The sequence below is a fragment of the Paenibacillus xylanilyticus genome (genome assembly GCF_047246825.1).
Taxonomy (GTDB): Bacteria; Bacillota; Bacilli; order Paenibacillales; family Paenibacillaceae; genus Paenibacillus; species Paenibacillus xylanilyticus_B.
On sequence record NZ_JBFOLB010000001.1, the window covers coordinates 461,777 to 478,206 of the forward strand.

Consider the following 16,430-nt stretch of genomic DNA (forward strand, 5'->3'; position numbering starts at 1 on the left):
TCTTTGGTTACTGCGATGAAAGAATCCAAGGGGGACAAGCTGTTTCTAATCAGCACCTATATTTATTTGGTCCTTGCACTCCTGGTTGTTCTCTATCCGCTGATCTATATTCTCAGCGCTTCAATAAGTTCGCCGCAGGACGTCAATTCGGGAGCCATGTGGCTATTCCCGAAGAATGTAACACTGGACGGCTATAAGCTTGTTTTTGATAATCCGAAGATATGGAATGGCTACTGGAACACAATTATTTACACGGTGGTAGGAACTCTGGTCAATCTCGCCGTTACTTTGCCGGCTTCGTATGCGCTCAGCAGATCTGATTTTGTCGGGCGTCAGCTGTTCATGGGCCTCATTTTGTTCACGATGTTCTTCAGCGGCGGACTCGTGCCGACGTATTTGCTGGTCAAGAACCTTGGACTCATTAACAGCATGTGGGCATTGATTCTGCCGGTGGCCGCTTCGGTCTGGAATATCGTCGTGGCACGCACCTTTTTTCAGACGACCATTCCGAAAGAACTGCAGGAAGCGGCGCACATTGACGGTTGTACGAATCTGAAGCTGTTCATCCGCATTATTCTGCCGCTGTCGGCACCGATTATAGCCGTTATGGCCTTGTTCTATGGAGTTGGCCACTGGAACAGCTATTTCCCTTCTCTCATCTATTTAAATGATGATTCCAAGTATCCGCTGCAGATGGTTCTGCGCCAGATCCTTGTCCTTCAGGAAATGTCGGCCGAAACCACGGGCGCTTCGATCAACAGCGAGGTGGCGACCGCCATGAATAATAAGGCGGAAACGGCATCACTGATCAAATATGGAGTCATTGTTGTCTCCACACTGCCCATCGTGGCGGTCTATCCGTTCCTGCAGCGTTACTTTGTCCAAGGGGTCATGATTGGCTCTGTTAAAGGCTAAACGTTTACAATGTAATGATAACAAGGGAGGAATCATTTATGCAGACCACACGCAAACCATGGAAGCTTCTGCTGTCTTCGGCTCTAATTCTTACACTGCTGGCAGGGTGCAGCAATTCAAACGAAGGTGCTGCGAATAACAGTACCGGAGAGGTCGCTGTGAATAAAGAAGGTTTTCCAATTGTCAATGAATCCGTTACCCTGACGCTTATGGCGCCCGATGTAGGGATTCAGAACTGGGAGAACATGGCGGTGCTCCAGCAGATGGAGAAGAAGACCGGCATTACGCTGGAATATAAAAATGCACCGAAGGACAGCTTCGAGACAAAGAAGAATCTGGTGCTCGCCAGCGGAGATTACCCAGATATCCTCTATGCTGCCGGTTTGACGACTGCAGAGCAGATGAATTACGGAGAGCAGGGTATCCTCATTCCTCTGGAGGATCTGATCGATGAATACGCTCCGAACTTCAAGGCGCTGCTGGAAGAGAATCCGGATGTCCGCAAATCGATTACAGCACCGGACGGGCATATCTATTCCTTGCCGGTAGTGGAATTCAGCCAGCACTGGTACCGCAATCCGATGTGGTATAACGGGGAATTCCTGAAGGCGCTGAATATAGAGAAGCTCCCCGAAACGACAGAAGAGCTGTATACCTACCTGAAGCGTGTGAAGGAGGAAGATCCGAACGGCAATGGCATAGCCGATGAAATTCCGATTTCCTCGGTGACAACACCCGCAGCCAACCTCCGCGATATCCGCACCTGGCTGCTTGGCGCCTTCGGCATATATGAAGAGGAAATTTATGTAGACGATGAGGACAAGGTGCATTATACACCGCTTGAAGAAGGCTATAAGCAATATCTGACCTATATGAACCGCTTGTGGTCTGAAGACCTGCTGGATCATGAGAGCTTCTCGCAGACGGCAGAGCAAAAGAAGGCCAAAGCGCAGAATAACCAGGTCGCCCTCTTCTCCGACTGGCATGCCTACATGACCAAAGGCGGAGAGCCTTCTACAGCAGATCCGATGTTTGCACCTGTCCGCAGTGAATCGGTTGCTGCTCCTGCGATTGCCAAGAACAAAGGGATTACAACCGGCGCCTTTGCCATAACGCAGAACAATCCGGCGCCGGAAGCCTCCATGCGCTGGGTGGATTATCTCTATTCCTATGAAGGCGCCATGTTCTTCAATAAAGGGCCGGAAGGCATTCTCTGGGAATACACCGATAAAGAGAACCGGGTCAAGAAGTACTTGCCGGTACCGGAAGGCAAGGAAATGGAAGATTACCGGGCAACTCTGACGCCTAACTACGGCATTCCTGCTCCAACCTTGTCCATGGATGATATCAATAAGGGACTGAAGACAGACTTTGACCTCTGGGTAGAGCAGGAAACCCAGCAGAAGCTTCTCGATAAAGGCGCACGAATTCCGTTCCCGACTCTGTTCTTCACCGTGGAAGAGCAGACCGAAATCAGCAGCTTGAATTCTGATTTGAGCACATATGTGAAACAGATGGAAGCGAAGTTTATCACCGGTGCCGAGCCGCTTACGGGTTGGGACAATTATGTGGCGACCGTCAAGAAAATGGGCGGAGAGCGTGTGGCTGAAATCAACCAGGCAGCCTATGACCGCTGGAAATCCAACTAATTCAGCCTATACCACGAACATTAATCACAGGAGGGAAAGACATGCAAATCACGAGACATCCGAATAATCCTATTGTCGTCCCGGGCGGCTATGAATGGCGTAAGGTTACGGTCTTCAACCCGGCGGTCATCATCGACAACGGCAAATTTTATATGATAGAGCGCACCGCCGGTTCCCTGACTCCATGCAAAAATTACCTGGGTCTGCTGGAAAGTGATGACGGCGTGAACTTTTCCCACGTGAAGGATGAGCCGATTGTGACACCCGATATGCTGGGATTCCCTTACGGCAGTGTACAGGACCCGCGGATTGTCAAAATCGACGGTACCTTTTATCTGAACTATGCCCTACGTCCCTGTGCTATAAGTTATTATCCTACCGGGGCAGGCGTCCCCCTGCGCTCTATTCCGGAATATCCGGACGGGTGGGGGGAAGAGGAGGGGCATTGGCTGACCCGGTCATCCATTCTGAAATCGGATAATCTGCTGGATTGGGAGTTTGTGGCGGACACGACGCCTCTTGATATCAATGACCGGGACAACATTCTGTTCCCCGAGAAAATAGGCGGCAAATTCGTGCTGCTGCGCCGGCCCGAGGAATATGTGGGAGAAGCCTACGGAACGGATAAGGCAGCCATGTGGATTACCTACTCCGAGGATCTTGTGAACTGGGAAGAGCCCAAGCTGCTTGCTGCTGCCGGAAATCTGTCCTGGGAATCGCGAAAAATCGGAGGCTCTACGCCTCCGATACGTACAGATAAGGGCTGGCTGGTGCTCTATCACGGCGTTGATGAAGAGATTGTCTACCGTGTGGGGGCCATGCTGCTGGATTTGGAACAGCCAGAGAAAATCATTGCCCGGACACATCATTTCATTATGGAGCCGGAGACGTATTACGAGAAATTTGGGTTCCAGATTCCGAATGTCATCTTCCCGACGGGAAATGTGGTCAAAGACGGACTGCTCTATATCTATTACGGGGTAACGGATACGGCGATTGCGCTCGCCACTGTTCCACTGGATGAACTGGTAGAGCATATCCTCCAGGAAGCGCAGCAGCAAGACACCCCACAAAGTGAAGCCTCATTGGCTTCAAATTAAGAATTTATTTGCTTCGTGCTGTAAATTATTCTTCTATTTCTCGTTGAAATGATACCGTCCTACAAAAAGGACGTCAAAGCAGTTTCCACTTGAATGTTATTCAGGTACTTTGTGTGGGAATCAAACATATAAACTATCTCTTCAGAAAAGGCGGAAGCTCCGCAAACTTAAAACGGTCTATTTCGCAGCAGCCCCCTTTAAGGCATATTCCTTGCGGTACTGCCCCGGTGTCAGACCGATTTCTTTTTTGAACTTGCGGATGAAATTCGGCGTATCCAAGTAACCGACCTGCTCGATAATTTCTTTGAGCGGTGCGGTAGTGTTCTCCAGCAGCCGGATGACCTCATTCACACGCAGCTGCCAGATATATTGTGAGAAATTGATGCCGGTCTTCTCTTTGAAGCTCCGGCTTAAATAAGAGGTTGAAATGGCAAACTTAAGCGCCACATGCTCCAGGCTGAGTGTGTAATCAGCAAACTTCTCATCCACGTATGCCAGAATGTCATCCATCAATGAAGACTCGCTCGTCTCCGTATTCCGCTCGACCTGCGCGCAGATGTCAGAGGCCAGAGAGAGCAGACGGCTCTCAAGCTCTTCAAGCGTTTCGAAGGAGGTCAGTTCCGAAATATTAGCGAACACTCTTTCCATGCCAAGCTCGGAGGCGGTGCGCAGAAAAGCGTTCAGCAGATCGAAGCAGATGCAGCGCAGCAGATGAACCTGCAGCGGCTCGTCTTGGATCGTATCCATAGTATCGGCAATCATCTGGACGGCTACCGATTCGTTGCCCTGCTTCAGGCTCTGCTCCAGCTTCAGCATGGATTTGCGCGGAATCCAGAAGCTCTCGGTAGCGGCAGGGTTCAGCTCTGTAAGCTGCTCGAAGTAGGTCACCTGCCCGCTGCGCCGGATCATCCGGTGCTCCAGAGCTGCAGCAGCTTCAATGAAGGATTGGTTAAGGAGAGCCAGGTCCCTGTAGGCCATGCCGACACCGATACTTAGAGACAACTGCGAGTGCTCGCGGATTACCGCTTGAATGGCTTCAATAACCTGTTCCATCTGGTTCTGGACGGGCATGTCCGCATCGCCGGGAAGTGAAATGATCAAGGCAAACTGGTCTTTGACCGAGAATTCCACACCGAAGATCTGAGCACTTAGACCGGGCAGACATACATTGCTGAGTATTTCCTGCAGCAGATGGCGCTCCTGCCAGGACTTGCCGACCCGCACAGTGTCATCCCAGGAAAGGATTGCTGAGAAATAGAGGCCTTGTCCCTGAGGATATCTGAAGCCGGTGCTGAAGATCATCTGCTCAATCTCAGGATCATCCGGCTTGCCGTGTTTGAGCAGCAGCAGCATGCACTGATTGCGGACGAAGGGCTCCTGAAGATCAATTCTGGCACTGTAATCGTGGAGAGTCTGCCGGATCCATTCCCATTCATTGCGGAGTTTGGGAGTATCATTACCGCTGCCTTTCAGCTTGGCGAATTCCATCAGATCCCTGATCGGATGGTACTGCCGTTTGGCCAGCAGCAGTGCGGCGGCTATGCCGGTAATGACCGTTATACAGAAGACGATCAGAATCAGGGTCTGGACATGGGCGACACGGCTGAAGAACTGGAAGCTTGGCATCGTGGTCACATAGGTCCAGCCATTTTCTTCAGATTGTACAGAAACGACGGAATGTTGTTCCCCGTCCAGCTCCAGATTATGAATACCAGGCTCAAGTCTGGATAAATGTTCAAGCTCGTCCTGGGGAAGGTTGACGTTATGGCTGTTCGCGGTCAACACCTCTCCGGTGGGACCGAAAATATAGCTGCTCCCCGAGAAGTCACTCAAGATCGAATCCATAACCCCGGTAAGATTGGATTCTTTCATTAAATAGACAACGGTTCCATATGGATACGGGTCATTCGGTTTAACGGGTACAAGCATGACGAGCATCGGCTCCACGCGGGAATTTACCGTCACATTCTCAGCGGGACGCACCAGGGGCTGCCGGGTTTCATTCAAGTCCCGCTGTAATTCTTCCGGGGTCCAGCGCTCGAACTGATAGAGAGTATCGAAGGTGACATGAAGATCAGCTGATCCGCGGTAAGAATAGATGTTGGAATCGTTATGGAAATAAAGAAGCAGATCCTCTGTAATGCTGCTGCTGGCTTTGTAATTCGCCAGCGCCTGAATCGCCTCCAGGCTGTAGTAGGGATCGCGTACCATATAGGGGGTCAGATGTTTGTCATAGGCGATTCTCCCTGCTATTTCCTGAAGCTCATTCATACGGGTATCTATGGTGTTCTTCACCTGGTTAAGCTGATTGACATTGGATTGTTCAATTTCTACACGAAGGCCTTTGACAGCGTTTTCGTAAACGAAAATGGTTACACCGGTCAGAGGGATAAGAAAGATGAGGATGTAGGAAAACGCATATTTTAGAAGAAGCCTTGATTTGAAATGATTCCAGCTGAGCCTGAATCTGTTGAGTAAGGATGGCTTGAGTGCCGGATTTGCCATGAAGCTTTCCCTCCTGTGTTAACATATTCGGTTTAAAAATCTTGGAATTAACTGTTCTCTTCTGGATTACACTTGTGCTAGTATAAACATTATAACATTATAATCTTTGAAATGAAGCAGCACATCAGGTTTATTTTTAAAAACATAAGGATGTACAGGTTTCATATCATGTCATTATTGATTTTTGAATTTCGCCTGTATATCGAGGTTGAAGAAGGAGATGGGATGAGTGGGCACAGAGAATGTGCTGCGCAATTTGCAGCTTGTTGACGGGCGGATTGTTGATATCGCCATTCAGGACGGGGTTATCACCTCCATTGCACCGTCAGGCCAGGCTGAAGGAGAGATCGGTCTAGACTGTTCTGGTTTATATGTGTCCAGCGGATGGATTGATCTGCATGTGCATGCCGTGCCGGAGCTTGATCCTTATGGCGATGAGATCGACGAAATTGGTGTGAAGCAGGGGGTAACGACGCTGGTGGATGCTGGTAGCTGCGGTGCAGACCGGATCGGGACTTTGTATATCGCGAGGTTGAAGGCTGATACACGGGTATTTGCTCTGTTGAATATCTCAAGGATCGGGCTCGAACGGACAGATGAACTGTCGCAACTGGAATGGATTGACCGGGCTAAGGCACTTGAGGCGGCAGCGGCTTATCCTGATTTCATCGTTGGTCTGAAAGCCCGCATAAGCCAAAGTGTCGTCAAAGACAGCGGCATAGAGCCGCTCAAGCTGGCACGCACATTGTCGGAAGAAACAAAGCTTCCGCTCATGGTGCACATCGGTTCCGCTCCGCCCCTTGTCTCCGAAGTGCTGGAGCTGTTACAGCCTGGCGATGTGATCACCCATTACCTTAACGGCAAGCCCAACAATCTGTTCCATGCGGACGGCACACCGCTGCAAGGACTGCTGGATGCAGCTGCACGGGGAGTTCATCTGGATGTGGGGCATGGCACAGCGAGCTTCTCCTTCCGGATTGCAGAACAGGCGAAGGCGGCAGGCATTGCGCTGAATACAATTAGCACGGATATTTACCGGGGCAACCGTCTGAACGGGCCGGTGTACAGTATGTCGAATGTGCTGACAAAATTTCTGGTTCTCGGCTACAGTCTGGAAGAGGTGATCCGCGCTGTGACAAGCAGTGCAGCGGAGTGGCTCGGCAAGCCGGAGCTCGGGCAGATTAGGGTGGGGCAGCAGGCGAACCTGACTTTGTTTGCCCTGGAAGCAGGCGAGAAGCAGCTTATGGACTCGGAAGGTAATGTCCGGGTCGCGAAACACTATATTGAGGCTAAAGGAGTCTTTGCTAATGGGTCACTCATTACAGGCTAGATATGGATTGAAGCGTGTTATTAATGCCAGTGGAAGAATGAGCATCCTTGGCGTTTCCGCACCTACGGATTCGGTCATGGAGGCGATGAAGCAGGGCGGACAGCAGTATGTGGAAATTGCGGATCTTGTGGACAAATCCGGAGAATATATTGCACGCCTGCTTGGTTCCGAAGGTGCGATTGTTGTGAACTCGGCATCCAGCGGCATAGCGCTGTCGGTGGCAGCCATTGTGACCGCCGGAGATCCGCGGCTGAGCCTTCGCCTGCACCAGGAGCCGGTATTGAAGAATGAAATTATCATGCTAAAAGGCCATAATGTGCAGTATGGAGCTCCTGTCGAAACCATGGTATTCCTTGGCGGTGGCCGGGTAGTGGAAGTAGGATACGCCAATGAAGGCCGCAAAGAGCATATCGAACAGGCCATCGGTGATCGCACTGCAGCCATTCTCTACGTCAAATCCCATCACGCCGTCCAGAAGAACATGATTTCTGTCGAAGAAGCCTGGGAGGTGGCACAGCGTCAAGGGGTCCCACTGATTGTTGATGCGGCTGCGGAAGAGGATCTGCACAAATATGTCCAATATTCGGATTTGGCGATTTTCAGCGGATCGAAAGCTATTGAAGGCCCTACCTCCGGTATCGTCGCTGGCAAAAAGAAATACGTCGAGTGGTTGAAAGTGCAGCTGCACGGGATCGGCCGCAGCATGAAGGTCGGCAAAGAGACTACCTTCGGACTGCTTCAGGCCTTGGATGAATACCAGGACAAAGCCGATCACAGCGAGCGGGAGAAGCTGGCGCTGGAGGCTCTTCAGCCGCTGGCCGGGCTTCCTGGTGTTTCGGTCCGCATCGTGCAGGATGAAGCTGGCAGAAGGATTTTCCGCGGGCGTATCCAGATTGATTCCTCTGTTGCAGGGATGGATGCAAAGAATGTCAATGACCAGCTGCGTGAAGGCGTAATTGCGGTATATACCCGGGACTATGGCGTCAAGCAGGGTTATTTCGATATTGATCCAAGGTCTCTGCAAGGTGATGATCTTCAGGTTATCGTCAGCAGAATACATGAAATCGTGGGGGGCGAACAAGCATGAGTAATATTCGGCAGCGTCTGTATAAGAACCGGGCGGCACTTAATGTACTGGCCGGCAGTATCGGGAACGCTAAAGATGTGTACGAAGCTGCGGAAGGATATGTACTGGTAGGTGTGCTCTCCAAAAATTATGCTACGGCGGAAGAAGCGGTAGCCGCCATGACTGAATATGGTCAGGCTATTCGAGATGCCGTATCCATCGGGCTTGGGGCTGGAGACAACCGCCAGGCGGCAGTTGTAGCGGAGATTGCCGCAAGTTATCCGGGAAGCCATATCAATCAGGTATTTCCTTCAGTAGGGGCGACCCGCGCCAATCTGGGAGCTAAGGACAGCTGGATTAACAGCCTGGTCTCTCCATGCGGGAAGCCGGGCTATGTAAATATATCGACCGGACCCGTCAGTTCAGGGACCACTTCGCAGGCTATTGTTCCGGTTCATGCCGCCATTGCATTGGTTCGTGATATGGGCGGCAATGCGCTCAAGTATTATCCGATGCAGGGACTGAAGCTGGAGGAGGAGTACCGTGCGGTTGCCGAGGCCTGCGGGGAAGCAGGGTTTGCTCTGGAGCCTACGGGCGGAATTGACCTGGATAACTTCGGACCCATTCTGGAGATTGCTCTTCAGGCAGGCGTGCCGCAGGTTATTCCGCATGTCTATTCCTCCATTATTGAGCCGCAGACCGGAAGTACGAACGTACAGGATGTCCGTAGACTGCTCGAAACAATGAAATCGTTGGTGGACCAGTATGCCTAGGATTGCTGCTTTTGGTGAAGTGATGATGCGGCTGCAGGTTCCGGGCTATGAAACACTGGTGCAGAGCAACAGGCTGGAGTATTCTTTTTCCGGCAGCGGGGTGAATGTAACAGCTGCACTGGCCAGATACGGCCATCACGGTGCGCTAATTACCACCTTGCCGGAAACTCCGGTGGGCGAAGCGGCTATCGCTTATCTGCGCAAACTTGGCGTGGATACCTCACTAATCAGCCGAGGCGGCAAGCAGCTGGGGATGTACTTTTTGGAGAATGGCTTTGGAGCTCGCCGCGGCAGAGTCACCTACACAGACCGGCTGGGCAGCAGCTTCAATACCGCGGAGGCAAGCAATTATGATATGGGAGCGCTTGCCGCCAAGGTCGATGTTCTTCATTTGTGCGGCATTACGCTGGCTATGAATGAAGGTGTGCGCAAGCAGATGAAACAGCTTGCTGCAGAAGTGAAAAGTGCCGGTGGCAAGATTGCTTTTGACTGCAATTATCGTCCTGTGTTATGGGGGACGGATGGCTATGCCAAGGCCCGCCCGCATTATGAGGAAGTGTTGGAGCTGGCGGACCTGGTGCTGATGAACGAGAAGGATGCGCAGTATATACTTGGCATTGGAACCGGAGAATATGATAGAATAACGCAGTTGAAGCAAGCGATTCCCGAAGTGGCGGAACGCTTCCAAATCGGAATGACAGCGGGAACCCATCGTGAGATTAACGCTGACAACACGCATTCCCTGACAGGATATATCTATCATCAAGGTACGTTCGTGTTTTCCCGCAAGCTGACCTTCCCGGTGTATGACCGGATTGGTGCCGGCGATATGTTTGCCAGCGCCGTCATCCATGGGGAATTGCAGCAATACCCACATCAGCAGACGGTTAATATGGCATCGGCGGCAGCGATGCTGGCCCATACCACTCAAGGTGATACAGCGCTTTTTACCGAGAGCGAGGTGCTCCGGGTGTTGTCAGACCATACCTTAGATGTTGAAAGGTAGTGAACAGCGAGTGTCACTGAAACGCAAGCAAGGTCCTTTATATCAACAAATTCAGAAAATTCTCAAAGACCGGATTCTGCATGGGGTATATCCTCTCGGGAGCATCATCCCATCCGAGCAGCAGCTGGAGAAAGAATTCGGCGTCAGTAAAATGACGGTCCGCGGCGCGGTCCAGGAACTGTCCCATGAAGGCTATGTGCAGAAGAAAAGCGGTGTCGGAACAATTGTGATGCGCAATACCTCCTATCAGAAGCTCTCTAAGGGCAAACGGTTTACAGAGCTGCTCGTAGAAGAGGGCCATAAGCTGGAAAAGAGACTGCTGAATTCCAGGTTAGTCATCAATGATACCGGAACGGAGGATTATGACCGCTACGGGCCGTATTGCCAGCGGATTGAACGGCTCTACATCCTAAACGGACAGCCGTATATTCATCTGATACACTTCTTGGCTGCAGCTGCACTGCCCGGCGGAGGCACGGAAGAAATGGAGGCAGACATCCAGTCACTGTATGACTCACTGGAGGAGAACGACATCGTGCTGGAGAATTTCAAGGACCGTTTCTTTGTAGAGTCAGCACCTCATGAGGTATGCCAGCTGCTGGAGCTTCCCCCGGGGACACATGTGCTTAAGCGCCTGCGTAACTCCTTTGACGGGGAAGGCAGACTGATTGAACACAGTATCGGCTGTTATAACACGGAGCTCCAACATTATCTGGTCAGTTACGACACCTGAAGTCAGCGTTAGGACGGATGGATGTCTATAAGAAAACAAGGTGGATACCGTTATTCTCAGACTCTCGCTGCTTGCAGCGGGATTTTTTTATGCGTAGGAGAAATAATTCCAATTAAAGTTCCTTTATCAGCTGGTCACTACGCTATGCTGCTTTTACATTATGCTTGAGGGACAGGTTGACGTAATGGAGGAAGGGGTAAAAAATGATCAACCGAAAAATAAGATAAAGCGTCAATTACTTTGGTAGATGAATGATGATGTAGTTGAGGAGATGAGAGACCGCTGCGGGCGGTGATTGCGGATTATATAAGTATCCACATGATGCTGCCGTTCCATGCAAAATCAAGGATGTTAAAGAACCTTCTTAAAAGATCGAAAACAAAAAAGCCACTTGTCCCGATCCGGTCCAAGCGGCAATAAATGGGGTGATGCCAGTGACGCTGACACCACCCGCAAAGTGGATGGTATGCAATGTTAATTAAATCAATTTTTCTGCCTAACCCTATCGTAGCGTGAATTAGCTGGCATTGTAGCGCTCATAAGCAGTCTTGTAGATGTTCATATATTCCTCAAGGCCCATTTTCTCAATAGTGCTCACGTAATCGTCCCATTGATCAAACGATGCGCTGCCATTAACGAATTTGGCTTCCATTTCACCGATATAATCCTGAATGTCTTTACCGACGGAAGACATGAATTCTGTCTCTTCATTGGTAAAGTTGAAGTTGAACCAGATATCCTCAACCGCATTTGGTTCAGCTTTTTTAGCAGCTTCCATTGAATTCGGCAAGGTCTCAGAGCCTTTGAAATATTCCCCCTTCACATAACCCGGGTAGCTTCCGCCTGTCCAGGTAAAATATTTCGTAAGTGCCTGGTCCATCGTCAGTCCATCTGGATTGTTTGTGATTTCTTTAATATATTCCAGATCTCCATCCGCATTCTTGTTATACGTGGTTCCTTCTTCTCCCATGAAGAAGAACGTAGCTCCTTCCTGGCCATAGAAGTGATCCATCCAGCGGATGGTCGCTTCAGGATGCTCATTTTTATCCGTAATAGCAAACGCACCAACGTGTACCATAGGAACTTTTACATGCGAATACAATTTATCTCCATGTGGACCTTCCAGCGCACCAAGACCGATGAAATTATCTTTGCCCATCACAGTGTCCGGATTCGGAACAATCGTCGAACCCAGCAAATCTCCCTGTCCTTTGGCGTTTAATGCACCGCTCTCAATCGTAAATATTTCCTTGTCGATTAGCCCCTCAGTGTAGAGTTTATTCATAAACTGCAGCATTTCTTTATATTCCGGGAGAGTCTTGGTAAAACGCAATTCATTCGTGTCTGGATCAACATCAACGAATTTGTGGCCGAGGCCCTTAGTTCCAAGCCCCCAAGCCCCTTTGATCTGATCAATGATTGAGGTAATTCCAGTGCCTCCGTACGGAATTTCATCATTTTTTCCGTTTCCGTTTAAATCGGTTTCTTTAACTGCCTTAAGGTAATTGTAAAATTCATCGATGGTTTTGGGCTCCTCCATTTTCAGCTGCTTCAGCCAGTCTTCATTGACCCAAAGTGGTGTACCGATCAACATAGATAAGAAGTTCGGATCATAGACGGAAGGGAGGGAGTAAATATTGCCGTCCGGCATCGTCAGTCCCTTGCGAATATCCGGATTTTCCTCCATCAACTTCTTAAAGTTAGGAGCGTACTGATCAATCAGGTCATTCAGTGGGATAAATATGCCTTGAGGACCGTAACGGGTCAGCTCTGCAGAACCTACTCTTGCTGAATAAAATACATCGGGATAATCGCCGCCTGCCAGTGCAAGATTTCGTTTTTCCGTTAAGGACTCAAAAGGAACGAGATTAAAATTTACGTCGATATTAGATAATTCCTGATACTTTTTCCACACGAATACGTCATCATAATTACTGCTGTTTCCATTCCATTTCCCTGTAAAAAAGTCGAGTGTTATCTTCTCATTAACGATAGGCATACCTGTCTCGTTCAGGCTAGATGCTGCTTCCGGAGTGCTAGCTTTGTCGGCTGTTTTATCAGCTCCGGAACTACAGCCTGCCATTAAGCTGGCTGCAATAACTAACGACAACGAAAGACTTCCCCATTTTTTCCACATACCTATTTCACTCCTCAATTTATAGTAAATTACATTATTTAGCCTTTAATCGCACCGATCATCACGCCTTTAATGAAATATTTCTGAAGGAAAGGATACAAAAGAAGCATGGGCAGATTGGTTACAATCACTGCTGCATATTTGATAGCCTCAACCTCCATCAGGCTTCTGGAAAAGGTATCACTGCCGAGATCCACCATGTTCTGCATTTGATCCTGAATCAGAATTTCTCGTAAAAAGAGCTGCAGCGGATACTTGTCCCTGTCGGATAGATAGATCAATGCGTTGAAATAACTGTTCCAGTGTCCGACTGCATAAAACAGCACCATAACAGCGAGTACAGGCCCGGATAAGGGAAGAATAATCCGTATGAGCAGCTTCATGTTTGAACAGCCGTCCAGAAATGCAGCCTCCTGTAATTCTTTCGGAATCGAGTTCTGAAAGAACGTTCGCATAATGAGAATATTCCATACCGAAACCGCAGTAGGGAGGATCATTACCCAATAGGTATCGAGCAAACCTAAATCTTTAATAAGCAGGTAAGTCGGAATCATGCCTCCGCTGAAGAACATCGTAAACACAATCATCATTGTGAATACGTTTCTTCCCTTGAAATCTTGACGAGACAGCGGATAGGCTGCTGCTATAGTCATCACTACATTAAGCGCTGTTCCAAAGAAAGTGTATAAAATTGTATTAAGGTAACCTTTCATCAGCTCGTTATTTTCGAAAATTCGCTCATATCCGACGAAAGAAAGATCTGTCGGCCACAGCCACACGTTTCCAAGCATGACATCCTCCGGATTGCTGATCGAAGCAATCATGACGAAGTAAATTGGATACAGGACAATGAGAGAAATGATCCCGAGCAGAATGTAGATGGATCTCATGACAAAACGGTCTGCGGGGCTTTCCGCCATAATCCTATCCCTCCTTTCTACCACAGACTGCTTGAGCTTACCTTTCTCGCAATCCGGTTAACAATTATTAACATAATGAAGTTGACCATGGAATTGAATAGACCAACCGCGGCCGAGTAACTGTACTGTGCACCGAGGATTCCGCTGCGATATACGTTTGTCGAGATCACGTCTGAGCTTTCCATGTTCAGGTTGTTTTGCATAAGAAACACTTTTTCAAAGCCAACTCCAAGAATTGAGCCCATGTTCAAAATAAGCAGAACGATAATTGTTGGAGCAATGCCTGGGATATTAATATGCCATATTCTTTTTAATCTCGAAGCTCCGTCTACCCTTGCTGCTTCGTGGAGCTGGGGATCGATCCCGGCTAAAGCCGCAATATAAATAATGGAGCTCCAACCCATCGTCTGCCATACGCCTGACCATACATAAATGCTTTTGAACCATCCAGGCTCAGTCATAAAGCCGATCGATTCACCGCCAAACAGGGTGATCACCACATTCACAAGCCCTGATACAGGAGACAGAAACATCATAATGATACCTACCATAACAATGGTTGATAAGAAATGAGGCATATACGTTACTGTCTGAACAAATTTGCGGAATTTCCCCGTCCGCAGCTCATGAATCATAAGTGCGAGAATGATAGGAATCGGAAAACCGACAATCAGTTCATATATCCCGATACCCAGGGTATTGCTAATAATCCGCCAAAAATAAAAGCTGTCGAAGAATCGCTCAAAATGCTCAAAACCTACCCATGGGCTGCCGACGATCCCTTTGTTGGCAATAAAGTCCTTGAATGCAATTTGTACTCCGTACATCGGAATATAATGAAAGATCATAAAGTAGGCGACTACAGGCAGAAATAACAAATAAAGTTCCCAGTTTTTTGTCCATGACTTCAGACTATTTTTTTGCTTCCATTTGAAACGTTCTTTTTTCACCGCTATTTGGTTACCCATCATTTCATCCTTCCCAATACCAACACCCTCTCTTTTTCGAACTGCAAGTTTGTTTGCTAATGGACACTTACAGGTCACACCTTACAAGAGCTTATTGAAATGTGGTATTCACCGTTCTTTGGATCGCAACCATTTCTTTCGAAATTTACGAAATCTATCATCTTTCCTAAGAAAAGCATTACAATCTTAAAAAATACATACTAGCATTTTACATTGGATTAACATGAGAGCTCTCGGGCGTTAATACTTATTTACTAAAATAAGCCGATTGCTTAAAAATCTCGTAAGGCTGCTGTACCTAATGAGATTTCAAAAAAAGTGGGGAGTGGAAAGGAGAAGGAGGTAAGAAATTCAAAACCAAACGATTAGTACGTTATTCAATTTCTTATATCAAGGTATAGTCGGGGGCGTAAAGATGAATAAAAAACGAATCAACCTGGTTTCTCTTCTTCTGATCACGATCGTGGTGATTGCTTGTGCACCTCTCTTGCTATGGTTTAGAAGCAGTCCGCTCCTCGCATTAGAAATATTCGAAAGGGCTATATACAATCTAGAGATTAGTTATCAAGTTACGGTGTTGTTATTGGCTGTTATTGTGATTGGTATTGTATATGGGGTGGCAGGTAAAGATGGATTGGCGTATTTAAACCTTACAAAGCGAGATGGGAAAATTCGGCCTGAACCGTGGATCGGCATTAAACCAAAAGAAACAGAGACGTGGAAAAACTTGGGTCTAAACTTTGCGATCGTGATTACGTTGGTAACGGCTGTTGTCATCTACTTTCAAGTGGTTCATGGGGGAAACGTGAGCCTGAAATTATATCCAGGGGTTATACTGATCCTTGTTTTTGCGCTCATGAATGCTTTTTCAGAAGAAATTATCTTTCGATTTTCATTCGTTGCCGTAGTTAGCAGATATGGTCTCTCTCCGTACGTAGCGCAAGGATTAGCAGCGGCGATCTTTGGTGTTGTTCATTATTTTGGAAATCCAGGCGGGGTACTAGGCGTATTGATGGCTGCTTTTATCGGATGGTTTTTGGCCAAATCAATGTTAGAAACGAAAGGTTTCTTCTGGGCACTGACGATTCATTTCTTGCAGGATGTCGTTATTTTCAGTGCCTTGTTTTTGGAATAGGTGTTCGGTCCACTATGGGTTTGATGGCAGCAGCTTGTACCGATTACCCGAAAATGAATAATACATGGTTGGTTTCCGATTTCATGATGAAATTGTATAAAAGTATAAAAGTTGTGCATTAAACCTTTTGGATACCTCACATAAGTCGCATGGTCAGACGTAAACAAGATTGTTAAATCTTTATTGGATTGCT

Annotated in this window: 13 protein-coding genes; 9 read left to right on the forward strand and 4 right to left on the reverse strand. The window is 48.3% G+C overall.

Annotated elements, in window-relative coordinates; genetic code table 11:
- Nucleotides 1-3: 3 nt before the first annotated feature.
- The 3 genes from AB3N00_RS01945 to AB3N00_RS01955 are packed head-to-tail and all read left to right on the forward strand — an operon-like array spanning nucleotide 4 to nucleotide 3,664.
- Complete coding sequence (locus AB3N00_RS01945) at nucleotides 4-915, forward strand: carbohydrate ABC transporter permease (protein ID WP_413033048.1); 912 nt, start codon at nucleotides 4-6, stop codon at nucleotides 913-915.
- 38 nt (nucleotides 916-953) lie between these two features.
- Nucleotides 954-2,564, forward strand: coding sequence for an extracellular solute-binding protein (locus AB3N00_RS01950; protein ID WP_413033049.1), 1,611 nt, complete (start codon nucleotides 954-956; stop codon nucleotides 2,562-2,564).
- Nucleotides 2,565-2,605: 41 nt separating this feature from the next.
- Complete coding sequence (locus AB3N00_RS01955; RefSeq protein ID WP_413033050.1) at nucleotides 2,606-3,664, forward strand: glycosidase; 1,059 nt, start codon at nucleotides 2,606-2,608, stop codon at nucleotides 3,662-3,664.
- 177 nt (nucleotides 3,665-3,841) lie between these two features.
- On the opposite strand, the gene AB3N00_RS01960 is transcribed toward AB3N00_RS01955, so the two are convergent.
- The gene (locus tag AB3N00_RS01960) at nucleotides 3,842-6,169 is read right to left on the reverse strand and encodes a helix-turn-helix domain-containing protein (protein WP_413033051.1); all 2,328 of its coding nucleotides are present in this window, start codon (nucleotides 6,167-6,169) and stop codon (nucleotides 3,842-3,844) included.
- A 229-nt stretch (nucleotides 6,170-6,398) separates the two neighbouring features.
- Here AB3N00_RS01960 and AB3N00_RS01965 point away from each other — a divergent pair, with 229 nt between their 5' ends.
- From AB3N00_RS01965 to AB3N00_RS01985, 5 genes are read left to right on the forward strand one after another with little or no spacing between them, the layout of a single operon-like run.
- The gene (locus AB3N00_RS01965) at nucleotides 6,399-7,499 is read left to right on the forward strand and encodes an amidohydrolase/deacetylase family metallohydrolase (protein ID WP_413033052.1); all 1,101 of its coding nucleotides are present in this window, start codon (nucleotides 6,399-6,401) and stop codon (nucleotides 7,497-7,499) included.
- Nucleotides 7,477-8,586, forward strand: coding sequence for a DgaE family pyridoxal phosphate-dependent ammonia lyase (locus tag AB3N00_RS01970; RefSeq protein WP_413033053.1), 1,110 nt, complete (start codon nucleotides 7,477-7,479; stop codon nucleotides 8,584-8,586). The genes AB3N00_RS01965 and AB3N00_RS01970 overlap by 23 nt, the downstream gene beginning before the upstream one ends.
- Nucleotides 8,583-9,338: a 2-dehydro-3-deoxy-phosphogluconate aldolase gene (gene dagF / locus AB3N00_RS01975; protein ID WP_413033054.1), complete on the forward strand. Its 756-nt coding sequence runs from the start codon at nucleotides 8,583-8,585 to the stop codon at nucleotides 9,336-9,338. The genes AB3N00_RS01970 and dagF overlap by 4 nt, the downstream gene beginning before the upstream one ends.
- The gene (locus AB3N00_RS01980) at nucleotides 9,331-10,344 is read left to right on the forward strand and encodes a sugar kinase (RefSeq protein ID WP_413033055.1); all 1,014 of its coding nucleotides are present in this window, start codon (nucleotides 9,331-9,333) and stop codon (nucleotides 10,342-10,344) included. Before dagF ends, AB3N00_RS01980 begins: the two co-directional genes overlap by 8 nt.
- Before the next feature lie 10 nt (nucleotides 10,345-10,354).
- Complete coding sequence (locus AB3N00_RS01985) at nucleotides 10,355-11,077, forward strand: GntR family transcriptional regulator (protein WP_413033056.1); 723 nt, start codon at nucleotides 10,355-10,357, stop codon at nucleotides 11,075-11,077.
- 517 nt (nucleotides 11,078-11,594) lie between these two features.
- Here the strand turns inward: AB3N00_RS01985 and AB3N00_RS01990 are convergent.
- From AB3N00_RS01990 to AB3N00_RS02000, 3 genes are read right to left on the reverse strand one after another with little or no spacing between them, the layout of a single operon-like run.
- Complete coding sequence (locus AB3N00_RS01990) at nucleotides 11,595-13,214, reverse strand: extracellular solute-binding protein (protein WP_413033057.1); 1,620 nt, start codon at nucleotides 13,212-13,214, stop codon at nucleotides 11,595-11,597.
- Between the two features lie 38 nt (nucleotides 13,215-13,252).
- Nucleotides 13,253-14,134 (reverse strand): carbohydrate ABC transporter permease, encoded by an 882-nt coding sequence (locus AB3N00_RS01995; RefSeq protein ID WP_413033058.1) that lies wholly within the window; start codon nucleotides 14,132-14,134, stop codon nucleotides 13,253-13,255.
- A 17-nt stretch (nucleotides 14,135-14,151) separates the two neighbouring features.
- The gene (locus tag AB3N00_RS02000; RefSeq protein WP_413035168.1) at nucleotides 14,152-14,982 is read right to left on the reverse strand and encodes an ABC transporter permease; all 831 of its coding nucleotides are present in this window, start codon (nucleotides 14,980-14,982) and stop codon (nucleotides 14,152-14,154) included.
- A gap of 535 nt (nucleotides 14,983-15,517) precedes the next feature.
- Between AB3N00_RS02000 and AB3N00_RS02005 the strand changes: the two genes are divergently transcribed.
- On the forward strand, nucleotides 15,518-16,237 hold the full coding sequence (locus tag AB3N00_RS02005; RefSeq protein WP_413033059.1) for a CPBP family intramembrane glutamic endopeptidase: 720 nt from the start codon (nucleotides 15,518-15,520) through the stop codon (nucleotides 16,235-16,237).
- Nucleotides 16,238-16,430 lie beyond the last annotated feature (193 nt).

Bases quoted from the DNA above. Each gene is read 5' to 3' on its own strand.
- AB3N00_RS02005 (WP_413033059.1), top strand. From the start codon at position 15,518: ATGAATAAAAAACGAATCAACCTGGTTTCTCTTCTTCTGATCACGATC.
- dagF (WP_413033054.1), top strand. From the start codon at position 8,583: ATGAGTAATATTCGGCAGCGTCTGTATAAGAACCGGGCGGCACTTAAT.
- AB3N00_RS02000 (WP_413035168.1), bottom strand. From the start codon at position 14,982: ATGATCTTTCATTATATTCCGATGTACGGAGTACAAATTGCATTCAAG.
- AB3N00_RS01950 (WP_413033049.1), top strand. From the start codon at position 954: ATGCAGACCACACGCAAACCATGGAAGCTTCTGCTGTCTTCGGCTCTA.
- AB3N00_RS01970 (WP_413033053.1), top strand. From the start codon at position 7,477: ATGGGTCACTCATTACAGGCTAGATATGGATTGAAGCGTGTTATTAAT.
- AB3N00_RS01995 (WP_413033058.1), bottom strand. From the start codon at position 14,134: ATGGCGGAAAGCCCCGCAGACCGTTTTGTCATGAGATCCATCTACATT.
- AB3N00_RS01990 (WP_413033057.1), bottom strand. From the start codon at position 13,214: ATGTGGAAAAAATGGGGAAGTCTTTCGTTGTCGTTAGTTATTGCAGCC.
- AB3N00_RS01960 (WP_413033051.1), bottom strand. From the start codon at position 6,169: ATGGCAAATCCGGCACTCAAGCCATCCTTACTCAACAGATTCAGGCTC.
- AB3N00_RS01955 (WP_413033050.1), top strand. From the start codon at position 2,606: ATGCAAATCACGAGACATCCGAATAATCCTATTGTCGTCCCGGGCGGC.
- AB3N00_RS01980 (WP_413033055.1), top strand. From the start codon at position 9,331: ATGCCTAGGATTGCTGCTTTTGGTGAAGTGATGATGCGGCTGCAGGTT.